Genomic DNA, 15,905 nt, shown 5'->3' on the forward strand with positions numbered 1-15,905 from the left:
TGTGTTTCTTGGGCGAAACCATTCTACCTCAGTTTCGGGGGCTTTTCTATTTTTCAAGATGCAGATCGGATGGTTCCATCAATTTTGTCCGACTTCTCAAGAGGCCACATTGTGATGCAATTCATTTGGGACAGCTGTGGCTCAGGAAGAGGAATAGAAGGGGTATTCCCCCTCTATTCCTCTTCCTTGGAGGGAAATGAGAAAAAAAGTGCGCTCGAAGCGGCAGGCGTACTAGTATCCTGCCGAAATTCTTCATTTGGAAACATCAAGAGCGACAGACTCCTAGACTCCAAGTTTAACTTAGCTTGTGGTCAAATCTCCGGGGTTCACTATACTAAGCGGAGCTACCCACCGACTTTAGCGACGTGCCAAAATTATTATATAGCTCTTGCGTAAGTAATCAAAGGCGGCATCCACACAAAGCATATCTCCACTCCCCCAACGGGGATGCAAATCACACCTGTTTTCCCTTGAAAATTCAAGGGGTGCAAAGAATGTGGCTATCTGGGTAAGCTTCTTTTGTTCCGGATGATAGACTAACAAATGGCTTTTCCGCTCCCGATCAGGATAAGTGTCGGTGAGAATAAGTTTGCCGTCAGGAGAATAAGAGGGATGTCCATCGCCGTAGCGGTCAAGCACTCCGGGAGCAAGGGGTGTAGCTTCAGCAGTATTGATATCCAGAAGGTAGTAGTGATCCCCCTGCTCCTTCGTTCTTCCATAGACTATCAAGGTCTGTTCGTCTTTCCAGGAGTAGTGAGAGATCATACGGCAATCCATGAGGAGCTTGATTTTGAAGGTTTTTGTGTCGCCTACATAGAGACGTGAATATTTTCCGGATTCTGCCAACCATCGGTGAATGAAAACGAAACAAGTGCCTTCCGGGGAGTACATGATATGGTTTACCTTATGCTGGGCTCCTTTCATCTCTGGCCGTGGATATTGATTGATCAACATCTCCAGCGAGAGTACAAGCTCAGCCTTACCTGTAGAGAGATTTACATGCCAAATGCCATCCTGATCCAAAGGCATATGAGGGGAAAAGTTCTCGCACTCTTGGCTATATCCGTATTCGGGTCTCAGGAGGGCAAGCCTTCGGTAGTTGAGAGTCAACGCCTCGTTTCCGTTGGGATGGAGGGTTTGTATGGGCCAGCGTATAATGCTGGAATCACCACTCTTTGCATGCACCATCCTGGAAACGAGTTGGGGATCTTCAAGATCGTTGAAAATGACATATTCGTCGTTTCTTCCCCTGACCCACTGAAGCATGCTCCCCTGTTGGTTATTCCAAGTTCGAGATTTTCCGATTAACCTCACCGAATGGTTCAGAGAATCGAAGAGCAGTATATCTACATCCCCGGAGTCATTGACCCGTTGAAAAACTGCCCGGGTCATATCTAAAGACCAGGGAGATTTATCGTAATAGCCGAAGAAAAGGGATCCCTCTTCTTCCGGTACTTCCGCCCACTCATAGACGTTCATGAGTGTACAGGAAGGATGGATAGAGTAGCGGAACTGCTTATCTACAAAAAAAAGATAGTTCATTCTTTGGTAGAGTGTTTTGATTTTCTTTTTTGCGGAAGGGTGTTTCTCCAGAAAACGAGCCATACTCTTTTCGATCTTTCCATATCTACCCATGGTGACATACCTTTTTCCTAGAAGAGGATTTACCAGGTTGGCGCAACAAACCGTAAATACATTGTACAATCCTTTTTGGCATCATCCGAACTGTGAAACGAAGTGTTACGGCTTTGAGGAACTCGAAGGTGTTGATAAAGCCAATCTTCTTCATGTAGGCAAAAACATACCGCTCATAGCGGAAGTAACCTAACCCTCTCCGCCTACCCATCAATTCAATACCGGCACGAACTTTCACCAAAATTTCTGGTATATTAGCAAAAATAAAGCCCATTGAAAGCATAGTCACCCACAGAACATAATCTTGGTTTTTTCGCATAGCCAAACTATACCCACCCGCTTGGAGAACCGCAGTTTTACGAAAAATCACACTCATATGATTCATGGGGTTTCGCGTTTTAGCCAAATTATATATATCCTGATGCTCCCCAGGGACATGACGCACCCCTAGTAAAACTGCAAGAGTTTCATCAAACTCAGCAATCCAGGAGCCTACCACATCGATATGGGGATTTTGCTTAAGAAAACCAATCTGTCTTTCCAAACGTTCGGGGAGCATTACATCATCCGTGTCCATGCGAGCAACCCAATGACACCGGCAATGTATAAGTCCCTCGTTGAGAGCCGCTGCAAGACCCTGGTTCTCTTTCAGAGGCACCCGCGCAAGCCTCTCTCCAAGTGTTTCTTGCCACGAATCCATTTCATTGTAAAGTTCTTCGGTGAGAGGGCCATCTTCCACCAGAATGATTTCTTCCGGCACGAACGTTTGCTCCGCAATGCTCCGAAGACATTTCTTAAGGTTGGAGGAGGATTCCATAGCATATACAGATATTAGTACTGAAACGCCAAAAGAAGAGCTCTCCATCATCTTTCCTCTCTTACCTTGCGTGTTATGTGTAATTCGAAGAATAGGGCTCCTTTAATTCTTCAGTGTGATTCTTAATTTTTTGGGTTCGTAGATTTTACTTTGCCCCTCTACTTCGCAACATTACTTCCATGGTCTTTAGAATGATCTGAAGATCGAGCAAGACCGATCTGCTCTTGATATAGTACAGATCATACTCCAGCTTTTTCTTTGTGTCTTCAACTGTCGCTGAATAAGGGTAATGGATCTGGGCCCAACCGGTGATGCCAACCTTCAGATTATGGCGAAGCCAGTAATAGGGAATCGCTTGGTTGTATTCGTCCACAAAATCGATTTGTTCGGGCCGGGGGCCGACGAGGCTCATGCGGCCGCATATGGCGTCCCAGAGCTGGGGGATCTCGTCGAACCTGAATTTCCTCAGAATGGCTCCGGACTTTGTGATCCGGTGCTGTTCGTCGTCCGCAAAGCGTGCTTTCTTGCCTCTGTTGGAGCCATTCATTGTGCGGAGCTTGTGGAGCTCCACCGGCTTCCCCTGGTACCCGATACGTTCCTGCTTGAAGAAGACGGGCCTTCCGGCTTCCAGCAGCACAGCAAGTGCTCCCAAGAGCAATACCGGAGAAAGCAGTACCAATACGATTGTCGAGACTACAAGATCGAAGGTTCGTTGCGCCTGTGTGGGACGGGCACATTGCAGCTTTGGTATGTAATAGGACGAAAAAACATCCAGCAATGGCAGGGGGATCCGTTTCAGTAGCTCTTCAACCAGTTGTGGCAAAAAAACGACTTGGTACCCCCTGCCCTGCAAGTTATGGAGCAGAAACGAGAGATTACGGTCTATTTCCGGCGTTGCGATTATTATGAGGTCGTACCCAGGGTTCGTTTCCAGTGCACTGTTGACCGCTTCCGCGGTGTCTTCGATTACCGTCTTTGTTTCCAGAAGACCTGGATGTTTTTGGGACATCTCAAAGAACAGTGGTTCCAGCTTCTCGTTGGTTCCAATCACCAGCGTCTGCTCAATCGGAGGCTTGCGGGTTCGGACGAGGAGCAACGCTGTGCCGTGGGTGACTGCGACGAAGAGCATCACTACAAATCCAACTAGGAGCAGATCGCCCCTGTTCACCCGAACGCTGGCCGTAACGAGCAGCAGGAACAATCCTCCCGCTATCTCGCCGAAAAGGCTGCCGGTGAGGACCCGGACCAACAGCTCCGACATTGCGCAATCCCGGCTGAGGTCGAAGGCACGGAAGGCGTAAAGCCCTAGAAGCAGGGTGATCCAAAAGAGGCCGTACTGCAAGGCAAGGGGCACAGTGTGCAAAATGTGACCGGTTATCCAGACCACCGCCAGCAGATAGACCAGGCAATCGACGAGAAAAAGGGTCCGTTTGATTGTCCGGAGGAATCGCGTGCTTTTGGTCATTGTCACGTCGCTTTCCCTTGTCGTACAGGTGTGTTCATCAGGTCGCTATTCGGCCTTGGAGTGCGCATTGAAGCTGCTCTTTCCGCTGCTGGATGAAGGCCTCGATGCCTGCCGGTGCTCTGCCCAGGAAACCTGTAAGCCTGCTGACATCAGCCCGGGAATGCCGGATATCTCCGGGACGTTCCGCTTCGTACTGGATGGCCTGGTACTGCTGCTGGTGCTGCTCCCCGGCCATGGTGTTCAGCATGCCGGCCAGTTCGTTGAGGGAGATCTGTCTTCCCGTGCCGACGTTGATCACCTCGCCACCCTCGATATGCCTGTGGAGGGCGAGCTGGATATTGATCCGGGCGACCTCGGCGACATGGATAAAGTCCCGCGTCTGTTCTCCGTCACCGTAAATGACAGGCGGTTTGCCCTGCCGTATCCGGGCCTGCCACCTGGGGATGACCGCTGCGTAGGGGCCGTTCGGGTCCTGCCGTGGACCGAAGACATTGAAATACCGTAATCCCACGGTGTCCACCCATCCTATGCGGCTGTAGAGCTGAGCGTACTCCTCGTTCACGCGCTTGCTCAGACCGTAGGGGGTCAGCGGCGCCGTGGCATGGGATTCGCTCTTCGGCTGGTAGGGCGTATCCCCATACACGGCACTCGAGGAGGCATAGAGCACTCGCCGGACGTCTGCGTTACGTGCGGCCTCCAGGAGATTGGCGAAACCCTGGACATTCACCCCGCAGGTCTCCCGGGGTGATTCCAGCGAGGCTGGGACGGAGACGACGGCGGCGTGGTGGAGGATGTAATCCACACCTTCCACGGCTTCGCGGCAGGCCTGGGCATCCCTGATGTCGCCCTCCTGAAAGGTGAACAGGCCGGTATGTTGCGAGCCCGCTTCGGCGATTGCCTGCTGGAGGTTCTCCTGCTTTCCGGAAGTGAGATTGTCGAGTCCATGGACACGCTGCCCCGCTTTGAGAAGCTGCTCGACAAGGTGGGACCCGATAAAGCCGGCAGCGCCGGTGACAAGCCACGTATATTGGTGTTTTTGCAAAGCTTCCGGGATAGACACCGATTGGCGTTCCACGCTCTCTCCCACCTCCTTACTCTCTATACCCGTTTTTTGCGCAGCCGCAGGGCGTCTCGGAGCTGCTGCATCTTCTGGGCGCGTTCGGGGTCCCTGGATGCGTTTCTGGTGAACTCGCGGATGAAGGCCATGAAGGTGGCCAGGAAGAAGCCCAGCACCGTTGCAAGGACCACCATGAGTTTGCGTTTCGGTTTGCTGCGCTGCTCCGGCGGTACGGCCTCGTCCAGGACCTGGATGATCGAGGGGTCGCGGGCTTCGGCCATCCGGGCGCCTTCGTACTGCTTGACGAGCATCTGGTAGAGCGTCTCGTTGAACCTGTTGTCCCGCAGGATGCGGAGGTACTCCAGCCGGCGCTCGGGGAGCTTCTGGAGCGACAGCTCCGTCTCCGAGGTGTAGACACCCTCCTCCTCGGCGGCCTGGGTCTCCAGCTGGCGGAGCTGTTCGCGGAGGCCTTCCAGCTCGGCCTGGAGCCTTTTCACCTGCGGATTGCGAGCGGTGGCGAAGGTGGGGGCTCCTTCGAGCTGGACCTCCTTGGCGGCGATCTGGGCGCGGAGCTCGGCGATCTGCTCCATCAGCTTCGTGGCCTGTTCGCCGGGTTCGACGATGCCGGTGCGCTGCTGGTACTCCTTGAGGCGCTCCTCGGACTTGAGGAGATCCAGCTGTACCTGCTTGAGCTGCTGTTCCAGAAAGAGCCGCTGCTGGCTGGACTCGGTGAGCGACAGGCGCTTGGCGACGTCGCGGATCTCGGCGACGAAGGCGTTGGCCATCTCCGCAGCCAGCTCCGGGTCATTGTCGTTGACGGAGATGGTGATGACGCCGGTTTCCTCGTCCTGTGTCGTGGATACCTTTTCGGACAAAACCCTTCTTGCGGCTGCTTTGCTTTCGGATTCATAGTATTGGACAAGTTCAAATTTGTCAACCATATTGTTTAACACCGAACGGCTTTTGGCGATGGCGAGGATCATGCCGCCCGTGCCGCCGCCCATGTTCATGGCGAAGTCCGGCACGTTCATCTGGGCCAGCATGGCGGCGGTCCGGCTGCCGCCGTCGCTGGGCGAGATGAGGCGTGTGTTGGCGGTGTAGACAGGCGTGACGATGAGGCTGTAGACGGCGGTGAGCGCGGCGAAGCCGAAGGTGACCCAGAAGATCAGCTTCTTGTTGCGGGCGAAGACGAGGAGGAGGTCCAGGAGGTCGATCTCGTCTTCGTCCTGCTCCACGTACTGCCGGTCGATGGGGTACTGCTCCTGCCGCTCTTTCAGTTCGTGGTCCTGCTGGTGGTCGTTGGTGCGGTCGGTCACGGGTGTCACGCCTTTCTAGTCGAGCACGTTGGAGACAGCCGAGAGGCTGACGGCGATCTTGTAGATGATGTCCACCACGTCTTTGGTGTGGCGGATGTTTTTGAGCGGATCCAGCTTGTCGGGCACGATGATGGTGTCGCCTTCCTGTGCGATGATCGGGCGGCGCCCCTTGTAGGCCCGCTGGGCGGAGCCGTCGGGGTGGACCACGTAGGTGCGGGCCCGGTCGGCGGTGGAAAGATAGCCGCCGGCGGCGTCCACATAGTGCCGGAAGGTCCGTTCGGGGCGGTAGACGAAGGCCGTGGGGCTGAAGACGGCGCCCATGACGGTGACGGTGTTGGGCTCCTGCGGAACGTGGAGCCGGTCGCCGCCTTCCAGGAGGAGGTCGTAGTTGGAGCCCTTGAGCATCCTGGGGTTCTCCTCCAGATGGACCACCACGCGGCCCTCGGGCTGCATCTGCCGGAGACTCTGCACAAACCGCTCGCGCCGGAGACGCTCCTCGCGGACTTCGGCGGCTCCTGCATCGCCCTCGGTGGATGCCGAGACATAGAGCTCGCGCTCCATCCGGTCGGCCAGGTTCCGGAGCTGTTTTTTCTGCTGGGTGCGGACGCTGCTCCGGGTGAACTGGGCGCCTTCGAGGAAGGCCTCCTGCGTGAAGCCGCCGACGCGCTCGAGGAGATCCGAGATCCGTTCGTTTTCCCGCAATGTGTAGGTGCCGGGGAAGCGCACCTCGCCGGTGACGCGGACGTATTTGCGCTCCTCCCACTCGGGGACGGTGCGCACCTGGATGACGTCGTCGGGCTTGAGGAGCAGGTTCTCGCTGCCGCCCTGCAGGGCGTTTCTGTAGTTCACCATCATGATGTTGCGGTCCGGACCCTGCTGGGTGATCACCGTGCGGGTGATCTCCCCCTCGTAGGCCGCCTGGGAGGTGAGGCCCCCGGCGCGCTCCAGCACCTCGGCGAGGCGGGTGGCCCCCTCCTCGATGGCGTATTCGCCGGGTCGGGCCACGGCGCCGGTGAGACGCACCTGGGCGCGCTGTTCGTGGACCGAGAAGATCCGCACCAGGTCCCCGTCGTTCAGGGGGATGTTGTTGGCCGACTCGGGGCCGATCCGCTGCAGGTGCGACTCCAGGAAGGAGCGATAGCGGTGGTCCTCGATGCGGTAGACCTGGTACCGCCCGGCGTAGTACTGGCTGGTGAACCCGCCGGCGGTCTCCACCAGGTCCAGCAGTTTCGGGGTCTCGGTGAACTCGTAGACGGCGGGGCGTTTGACGTCGCCCGTGACGGCGCAGAGGGTCTGGACTGGCGGAATGAAGACCACGTCGCCCTCCTGGAGGCGGATGTCGTTGGACTTCTCGCCCTCCAGGAGGAAGCGGTAGGCGTCGAAGCGGGTGATCACCCGCTTGCCCCGTCGGACCTGGATGTCCCGCAGCGAACCGGTGTAGGCGGGACCGCCGGAGGCGATGAGGGCGTTCACCAGGGTGGCCATGGAGGAGACCCGGTAGGCGCCGGGGCGCCGGGCGTCGCCCACCACGTAGACCGTCATCCCCTGGAGGCGGCCCATGGTGACGTTGAGCTCGAAATCGGTGTAGTAGCGGCTGTAGGCCTTGCGGACGGCCTCCTGGAGCTGCGAAAAGGTCATCCCCGCGGCGCCGATGGCGCCCGCCAGGGGGAGGTTGAGGTCGCCGTTGCGGCCCACCGTGAGGTTCCAGCTGCCGTTCTGGACGCCCCACATGGTGACCCGCACGTTGTCGCCGGGTTTGACCACGTAGTGCGGCGGGACGGGCACGAGCTCGGGCTTCTGGGGCGAACGGCGGAAGAAGTCGTAGCCGTAGCGCTTGAGGTGCGGCGCCAGGCCGCGGGGGAAGCGCCCGGTGATGATGGAGTCCCGCGGGTGGGCCACGGTGCGGGTGAGCTCCTGGGCCTCGCTGTCGGTCATGGCGGTCTCGCCCTCGGTGGTCGGGGCGGTGTCGCCCTCCATGCCGGGCTGACCGCCGGTCTCCCAGGTGGTGTCGTCGGTGTCCCCTGGTTCGTAGGAATAGTCGCCGGTGTCCGCAGCGGGCCCCGTGTCGGCGCCGCTCTCCGACGGGGCGGCGGAGGCGTCGCCTGCGTCGCCGCCGGTATCCTGCGCCGTGGCCGGGGGTGTGATGAGGATAAAGCCGCATATGATGATACAGATCAGGATGGTCCAGGTGATGGTGTTCCGGGATGGTCGCACCCGCTCTACCTCCTCAATTCTACTCATTATCTGTCGCCGTTGAAGGGCTTGGTGCTGCCCCGGGTGAGGACCTTGACGAGGCCCTCCGTCTCGGGGGGCTCGGTCCCCTGGTAGTCCGATTCCGCCTGGCACATGGCGCTCAGCGCCCTGTAGAGGCTGGTCCGCAGACGCACCGGCTGGAGCTGGCCCCAGAGGCGCTCGGGGGTGTTGTGGGCGCCGGGCTTGCGGGCGGCGTCGTAGCGCCAGGTGGACATGAGGGTGAAGCGCTGCCGCCAGGTGTGGGGGCTGGTGCCGCCGACCCAGCTTTCCGCCGGGATCCGCAGGTACATGCCGGCGTTGCTGTAGTTCTTGCCGCTGGTGAGGTGGTCCGTCTTGGCGATATAGAAGCCGATACCCAGATTGTCCCACCAGCGGGTGAAGGACAGGGTGCCGCCCATGTCGCCGTCGAGATAGCGGCCGGCCTCCACCTGGAGGTCCGCGTCGTAGCTGGGGATGTAGTAGCCCGCCTGGAGCCACCAGGCGCCCCACCAGTCGCTGTCGGCACCGTCTACGGGGTGGAAGGCGCCGGGGTCGCGGTCCGAAAGGGCGGCGAAGGCGTAGGGGTCGCGCTCGTGGACCAGACTGAGCCGGGCCCCCAGCCACCACTGGCCGTTCTGGAAGTAGCAGCGGGCCCAGGCGTTGGCGCCGAACCAGATGCTGTCGAGCCAGCCGCTCTCGGCCAGTGCCCAGAGGTTGCCCTTCTGGAAGGCCCCCAGGTTCCGGAGGCCGCCGAGGACGCCCTGCCAGATGCGGGTGGTGCTGTTGGTCTCGGGCTCCCACCAGAGGTCGATGTCGTTGTAGAGGGGCATCCGCACGTCCAGGTAGCCCTCCCAGCCTTCGTAGGAACGCTCGGTGTAGCTGGCGCCCAGGGAGGTGCGGCTCATGTAGATCTTCTGGTCTACGGCGCGGTCCACCCGCGGTTCGTGGGTGAGCATGGCCTTGAGGGTGCGGCGCTCACGCGCGCCGGGGTTATCGGTGAGGGTGACCGGCCAGGTTTCGTCCTTGATCTCGCCGTAGCGGCTGCCCTTGGGGACGTACATCACCCGGGCGGCGCGGTGGTCCTGGGTGCCGAGACGGCCCAGCCGAAGGTCGGCCAGCTGGGAGCCGGGGATGTCCACCCGCACGAAGGGAACGCCCATGGTCTGGACGGCCACGGTGAGGCGTTCGGTGTCCCAGGGGAGCACCAGGGCGGCGATGGCGGTGACGTGGGCCATGCAGATCGCCTGGGAGGATTCGCCGATGTTGTCGTAGCCCACCAGCACCTGTTTGCGTGGATTGGCGCGGACCGTCACGTTGGCCGCGGGGCGGTACTCCCGGAGCGCCTCCAGAAGCGACGCGGCAACGCCGCGGTCGCCCAGCTCGTCCCAGGCGGGCAGACGGGGCTCGCCGTCGGGGCCCTTGATGCGCCTGCCGCCGAAGATGGGCTTGTTGAGGTCGTAGTTGTAGGACATGCCGAAGCAGAACTCGTCGCCCCGCTGGTAGCTCACCGAGACGTCGGGGCCCCAGGGGGTGCTGGCCACAGCGCCGACGTTGACCTTCGACGAGGGTTTCTCGGGCATGATCTGCTTCCCGCCGGCCACGTCGCCGGTGTAGTCCAGCGGGCTGTACTCGGCCTTGAGCTCCAGCCAGCCGCTGGGCCGCCAGGCCAGACCGCCGTAGAAGCCGTTGAGGCGGTCGGTGCCGTAGCCGAAGCTGGCCGACCAGCGCCGGCCTCCGTAGGTGGCCACGGCGTACTGGGCGTTGGTGATCTTGGTGCCCATGATGTCCGTGGCGCCCACGGCGATGCTGGGCAGCCGTCCCTCCTGCTCCCAGAGGAGGAGCTTGAGGTCCATGGCCTTGTCCTTGTACTTGCCGTAGGCGTCGGAGATGAGGGGGCCCGTGCCGAAGCGGGTGAGACGGAGGTTGAGCTCCATCCAGGGGAGGTAGTTGAGATTGGTGTAGGCGGCGCTGTAGGGCGCGTAGTTGACGGCGCCGAAGCGGCCGCGGCCGTCGCCGGGCATCTCGGCGGTGGGGTACTCCCACAGACCGGTGTAGCCGGCGTTGGCCGGTGACTGGGCATACGCCGATGACGCAACAAGAAAAATGGAGACACAGACTATAAAGCCGAAGAGAAACCTGCTGCGGTTGTCCCGCCCATACGCCGTCGCCATGTTGTTCCGCTCGCCCCTCCCGCCGGACTGGTTGTCCTTTGTCACGCTACAGACCACCGTGTTTTCGCCTCTAGTCAATCAACGGGACCAGCCGCGCTGCGCTGGCCCCGTCTGCTGTTCTATTCGGTCGCGATGCGTTCCGGCGCAATGCGGAACACACCATCGCTCACGCTACTTGCGCAGGAAGAAGAGCGGCAGGCCGAGGAGCAGCGCCATGGGGGCAAAGCCGAGGGAACAGCCGCCGCCGCCACCGCCTTCATCAACTTTCGAACTCTTGGTGATGAAGATCTTGTTCGCGGTGAAGTAGTTGCCCACCTGATCAGCGGGGATGGTGATCTTGTTGTCGGCATTGATCTCAAAGGGATCAAACTTGTTGGTGTTCTTGTTCTTCAGCCATGCATAGTTCGCACCTTCGATTGCCGGAAGCTGGATGACAAGATCCTGACCCGGCGTATGCGTGATGTCGACCTCGATGGCGGCCATAACCTGGTCAACGTTGTTGACGTCGTCGGTGCCCTCAAGGGCATCGGCCGTAAACTCGTCCTGAGCATCAGTCATGGGGACGTTCACCACAGAACTAACAGTGCCGCCGGTTGTATCCGAGCTGACCGTGTCCAAATCTGCCACTTCGGTATAATCATCAAAGGCATCGTCGTCCACGTGCCCAACCTGTGCTGCAAACCCTACCGCTGCGAAACTCAGTGCGATGACCATTGTTGCCAGAAACAAGAGTGTCCTCTTCACAGTAACCACCTCCGTATGGTGTTGCCCTCATGTCGAGGGGTTGTTCTCCGGATACGTCCAGGTTCGTACAACGCCGAGTGCCTCCGTGCGCCTCATCGATCCCCTCTCCTCGACATCACCTCCACTGTTTCATTCCATAGTTTGCATACAGCAACGCGGAATGAGCTATATTACGTAGAGGGTACCACATAGTCGGCCTATCCTGCAAGCCTTTTTCTCTGTCCGGTTGATACGGCGCATTCTCTTTTGCCGGGACGGTCAGCGGCCGCCGAGGGTCGGGAAATCCCTCCCGAAGGCATCCAGCGTGGGATAGTGGGTGAGGTCCATGTGCACCGGGGTGACGGAGACGTACCCCTGCTCCACCGCCCAGACGTCGGTGCCCTCTACCAGCTCGTCCTCGGGCCGTCCGGCGAGCCAGAAGTAGGCGGTGCCCCGGGGGTCCTCGCGGCGTTCGAGCTTCTCCACGTAGATGCGCCTGCCCTTGCGGGTGGGCAGGATCCCCTGCAGCTCCTCCGGCGGGCGGTTGGGCACGTTGACGTTGAGCAGCACGCCCTGCGGCAGGGGGTGCGCTTTCGTCCAGGCCAGGAGGGTGCGCACCACCGCGGCGGCGGTGCCGTAGCGGTGTTCGCTGTCGCCGGGGCCGATGCAGAGGGAGACGGCGATGGCGGGCCTGCCGAGGATCACGCCCTCCATGGCGGCCGAGACGGTGCCGGAGTAGGTGAGGTCGTCGCCCAGGTTGGGCCCCCGGTTGATCCCGGAGACCACCATGGCGCTCTCCGGGGCCACCTCCTCCAGACCGATGACCACGCAGTCCGAGGGGGTGCCGTCGCAGGCGTAGACACCGCTCCGCCCCCCGTAGAGCCCGTCGCCGCCCTGCCAGAACCGGATGGGATGGGTGAGGGTGATGGAATGGCCGATGCTGCTGCGCTCCCGGTCCGGGGCCACCACGGTGGCGGCATAGGAGGCGTCGGCCAGCTCGGCGGCCAGGGTGACCAGCCCCGGGGCGGTGACGCCGTCGTCGTTGGTGAGCAGCAGAGGCCGCGGCTCCGTCATGGGGCTACCACCCCATCCAGCCGGGGAGGATCAGCAGGGCTCCCAGGCGCACCAGGGGGCCGAGGATGGCCTGGATGACGCCGAAGAAGACCAGCCCCAGCAGCACCCACATGCCGTAGCGCTCCAGCCAGAAGTAGATGTGCAGCGTTTTGGCGGGGAGCACGGCGTAGAGCACCTTGGAGCCGTCCAGCGGCGGGATGGGCAAAAGGTTGAAGAAGGCCAGGCCGAGGTTCATGAAGATCATGATGAGCAGAAACTGGAAGACCGCCGTGTTGGCCGTCACGAGGCCGGGCGCCACCCGGATCAGCAGCCCCACTGCGATGGCGGTCAGGATGTTGCCGGTGACGCCGGCCAGCGAGACGAAGAGCATGTCGCGCTTGGGGTTCTTGAAGTGCCGCGAATTGACGGGCACCGGCTTGGCCCAGCCGAAGCGGAAGATCAGGAGCATCAGCGCGCCGATGGGGTCGAGGTGGGCGAGGGGGTTGAGGGTGAGGCGTCCCTGCATCTTGGCTGTGGGGTCGCCGAGCCGGTAGGCCACGTATCCGTGGCAGAACTCGTGGAAGGTGATGGCCCACAGCACGGCGGGCACGCTGAGCAGGAGTTGCGAGATATTGGGGAATCCCATGGGGTCAGGTCTCATCCTTTCTTTGGTCGCCGGCCCTGTGGGCCAGGACCCAGTCGATTTCGTCCTCTCTGGTGACCACATCCCCGTCGAGGCGGGCGTTGAGCAGGCCCTCCAGCAGCCGGCCCACCTCCGGGCCCGAGGGGACACCGAACTCCAGGATGTCGCCGCCGGTGAGCATGGGCCTTGTGCGGTGCAGCTGCGTGAGGTAGAGCAGGATCCGCCGCCGGACACGCCAGCGCCCCGTGGCGGCGGCCCAGAAGAGCGCCGCCGGCCGGGACTGGCCGCGCAGGAAGTGGTAGACCTCCGAATGCTCCGGCGCACTCCGGCCGCCCAGCCGCTGTTCGGCGGTGCCCAGCCCCTCCAGGGCGGCGCCAGCGGTACGGCGCTCCCACCCGGCGAGGTGCAGTCTGTCCAGTACATTGTGCTGAATCGCGGGCGGGGAGTCAACCAGCAATGACGCCAGCGAGGCCAGCCAGACGGAACGCCCCATGGGGGGCAGATCCCGCCCGGCCAGGCGGAGCAGGCCGCTGACCCGGCGGAAGCACCGCGCCACCCGCCGCGTCCACCGCACCCCCGGAAAGAGGATCGCCCAGATGCCCAGATCGGCCATGCGTTTGGCCGGTGTCCAGGCGGGCTGCTCCCGGAAGGTGAGCTCCAGCTCGTTGCGCAGACGCGCGCCGGGGAGCAGCGCCGGCAGCCCGCCTTTGACGCAGCTTTCCAGCAGCCGGAGGGTGTTGTCTTCCATTGCAAGGCCCAGACGGGTCTCCAGGCGGACGCCCCGGATGATCCGGGAGGGGTCCTCCACAAAGCTGAGGTTGTGCAGCACCCGGAGGACACCGTTTCTGAGGTCCCGCCGGCCGCCGAAGTAGTCGATCAGGGTGCCCCGCACGCCGCGGTTGAGGCGCACGGCCATGGCGTTGACGGAGTAGTCCCGCCGGTAGAGGTCGTGCTTGAGGGAGTCGGTGCGGACGCTGGGGCTGGCCACGGGGTACTCGTAGAACTCCCGCCTGGCGGTGGCCACGTCGACCTTGCGCTCCCCTTCGAAGACGATGGTGCCGGTGCGGTAGCGCTTGTGGACGGCCACCCGGTAGCCGTCGTCCCGCCAGGATTCCAGAAAGGGGATGGCGTCGCCCTCGATGACGATGTCGATGTCCAGCGTGGCCCGCCCCAGGAGCATGTCCCGCACGAAGCCGCCCACGGCGTAGGCCTGCATGCCCAGGCGGTCGGCGCGGTCGCCGAGACGGGCGAGGAGACGGTTCATCCACCGGGGCAGACGGCTCTGCATGGCGGCGGAGACCTGCTCCTGCCAGGGGGTGCCCCGCTCGCCGTCCCGCTCCAGCGGGGGCAGCGACGAGGGATAGAGGGCCCGGAGGATGTCGGTGCGGGTGACGATGCCCACCAGGCCGTGTTCGCTGGTGACGGGCAGGCGGCCGATGTTGTGGAGCACCATCTCCCGGTGGGCCTCCTCCACCGGTGCGCCGGGGCGGACCTGGACGACGCCGCGGGTCATGAACTCCTCCACCTGCACGTCGCCCAGGCCGTGGAGCTGGGCCTTGTCCAGGTCCTTGCGGGTGATGATCCCCGCCAGGGCACCATCCTCCACCAGGGGGAGGGCGGCGTGGCCGTAGCGGATCATCACGCGGTAGGCCTCGTCGATGGATTCGGCCAGGTCCAGGGCCATCACGGGGCTGGTCATCACGTCGCTGACGGTCATGGCTGGGCGGACGACGCCCTGCAGCCTGCCCTGGAGGTCGTCCATCACCTCCTGGGGGTCGGCGCCCGAGAGGGAGGCCGCCGCGGCCTGGGGGTGCCCGCCCCCGCCGTAGGGAGCCAGCAGGGCGGCCACGTCCAGGAGCCCCTCCCGGCTGCGGGCCACCAGGTAGGTGCGCTTGTCCATGGAGACAGCCGCCAAGGCCACGTCGGCGTCGAAGTAGTCCCGCAGGCGGTGGACGAAGAGCGAGATCCCCTCCACGTACTCCTCGCTTCTCACCACGGAGATGAGCACCCGCACGCCCCGGACCAGGTGCTCCCGGGCGTTCTCGATCATCCGGTCCAGCAGCGCCCGCTCGGCGTCGCTCAGGGAGAGCTCGATGTGGGTGGGGATCAGGCTGAGGTCGGCGCCGAGCTCCCGCAGGGTGGCGGCGGCCTGGTAGTCGCGCCGGCAGGTGCCGCCGAAGGTGAGGGCACCGGTGTCCTCGTAGATCCCCATGGCGAAGAGGCCGGCCTCCTGGGGGGAGATGGGGATGCCCAGCTCCAGGAGGCGCTCCACCAGCAGCGTGGTGACGGCGCCCACGGGCTCGATGAGCTCGTACTCGGCGTCGAAGGGGTCCTCAACGGGGGGGTGGTGGTCGTAGACGTGGACGGCCACGCCCTCCCGCCGGGCGATCTCACCGAAGGGGCCGGCCCGGCGGCGGGAGCGCACGTCCACGGCGATGATCAGGGAGACGGCGTCGTCGTCGATCTTGCGGGGGGTGACCACCTGCCAGCGGGAGGCGTAGCGCTTGAGGAACTCCCGCACGTTGCGGCTGGCGGAGCCGGAGAAGCACATCACGGCGCCGTCGTAGAGCTTGGAGGCGGCGACCATGGCCGCCAGGGAGTCGAAGTCAGCCCCGAGGTGAGATGTGATGACCTTCATGGTCCAGCGCCTCCAGAATCCGCTGCTGCGTCCCCCGGGAGAGGCGGCGCAGCTCGGTGACGACCAGGGGGGCCTGCCGGCCCAGACGCCGGGAGAGATCCTCGGCCAGGGGGTGGAAGGCCACCTCGGGGAGCAGGCAGCTGAGCCCGGCGGGC

General features: G+C 62.1%; 12 protein-coding genes. All 12 read right to left on the bottom strand.

Annotation, left to right across the window (positions count from 1 at the left end; genetic code table 11):
* Positions 1-357: 357 nt before the first annotated feature.
* Positions 358-1,635 carry a hypothetical protein gene (locus K9L28_08510; GenBank protein MCF7936368.1) on the bottom strand — a complete coding sequence of 426 codons (1,278 nt, stop codon included), beginning with the start codon at positions 1,633-1,635 and terminating at the stop codon, positions 358-360.
* Positions 1,628-2,503, bottom strand: a complete 876-nt coding sequence (locus K9L28_08515) for a glycosyltransferase (protein ID MCF7936369.1) — start codon at positions 2,501-2,503, stop codon at positions 1,628-1,630. The genes K9L28_08510 and K9L28_08515 overlap by 8 nt, the downstream gene beginning before the upstream one ends.
* Positions 2,504-2,597: 94 nt before the next feature.
* Positions 2,598-3,917, bottom strand: coding sequence for a sugar transferase (locus K9L28_08520; protein MCF7936370.1), 1,320 nt, complete (start codon positions 3,915-3,917; stop codon positions 2,598-2,600).
* A 37-nt stretch (positions 3,918-3,954) separates the two neighbouring features.
* Entirely contained in the window at positions 3,955-4,977 is a 1,023-nt protein-coding gene (locus tag K9L28_08525) for an SDR family NAD(P)-dependent oxidoreductase (GenBank protein MCF7936371.1), read from the bottom strand.
* A 38-nt stretch (positions 4,978-5,015) separates the two neighbouring features.
* Positions 5,016-6,299, bottom strand: coding sequence for a hypothetical protein (locus tag K9L28_08530; GenBank protein MCF7936372.1), 1,284 nt, complete (start codon positions 6,297-6,299; stop codon positions 5,016-5,018).
* A gap of 6 nt (positions 6,300-6,305) precedes the next feature.
* Entirely contained in the window at positions 6,306-8,531 is a 2,226-nt protein-coding gene (locus K9L28_08535) for an SLBB domain-containing protein (GenBank protein ID MCF7936373.1), read from the bottom strand.
* Complete coding sequence (locus K9L28_08540) at positions 8,531-10,738, bottom strand: YjbH domain-containing protein (GenBank protein ID MCF7936374.1); 2,208 nt, start codon at positions 10,736-10,738, stop codon at positions 8,531-8,533. Before K9L28_08540 ends, K9L28_08535 begins: the two co-directional genes overlap by 1 nt.
* A gap of 126 nt (positions 10,739-10,864) precedes the next feature.
* Positions 10,865-11,437 carry an SYNERG-CTERM sorting domain-containing protein gene (locus K9L28_08545; protein ID MCF7936375.1) on the bottom strand — a complete coding sequence of 191 codons (573 nt, stop codon included), beginning with the start codon at positions 11,435-11,437 and terminating at the stop codon, positions 10,865-10,867.
* Between the two features lie 258 nt (positions 11,438-11,695).
* On the bottom strand, positions 11,696-12,490 hold the full coding sequence (gene surE / locus K9L28_08550; GenBank protein ID MCF7936376.1) for a 5'/3'-nucleotidase SurE: 795 nt from the start codon (positions 12,488-12,490) through the stop codon (positions 11,696-11,698).
* Between the two features lie 4 nt (positions 12,491-12,494).
* Complete coding sequence (locus K9L28_08555; protein MCF7936377.1) at positions 12,495-13,115, bottom strand: site-2 protease family protein; 621 nt, start codon at positions 13,113-13,115, stop codon at positions 12,495-12,497.
* Between the two features lie 4 nt (positions 13,116-13,119).
* On the bottom strand, positions 13,120-15,750 hold the full coding sequence (locus K9L28_08560) for a CBS domain-containing protein (GenBank protein ID MCF7936378.1): 2,631 nt from the start codon (positions 15,748-15,750) through the stop codon (positions 13,120-13,122).
* Positions 15,719-15,905 (bottom strand): hypothetical protein (locus K9L28_08565; protein ID MCF7936379.1); only part of this gene is annotated, 187 nt, incomplete at its 5' end. The genes K9L28_08565 and K9L28_08560, both read right to left, overlap by 32 nt.

It is taken from the genome of Synergistales bacterium (assembly GCA_021736445.1).
Classification (GTDB): domain Bacteria; phylum Synergistota; class Synergistia; order Synergistales; family Aminiphilaceae; genus JAIPGA01.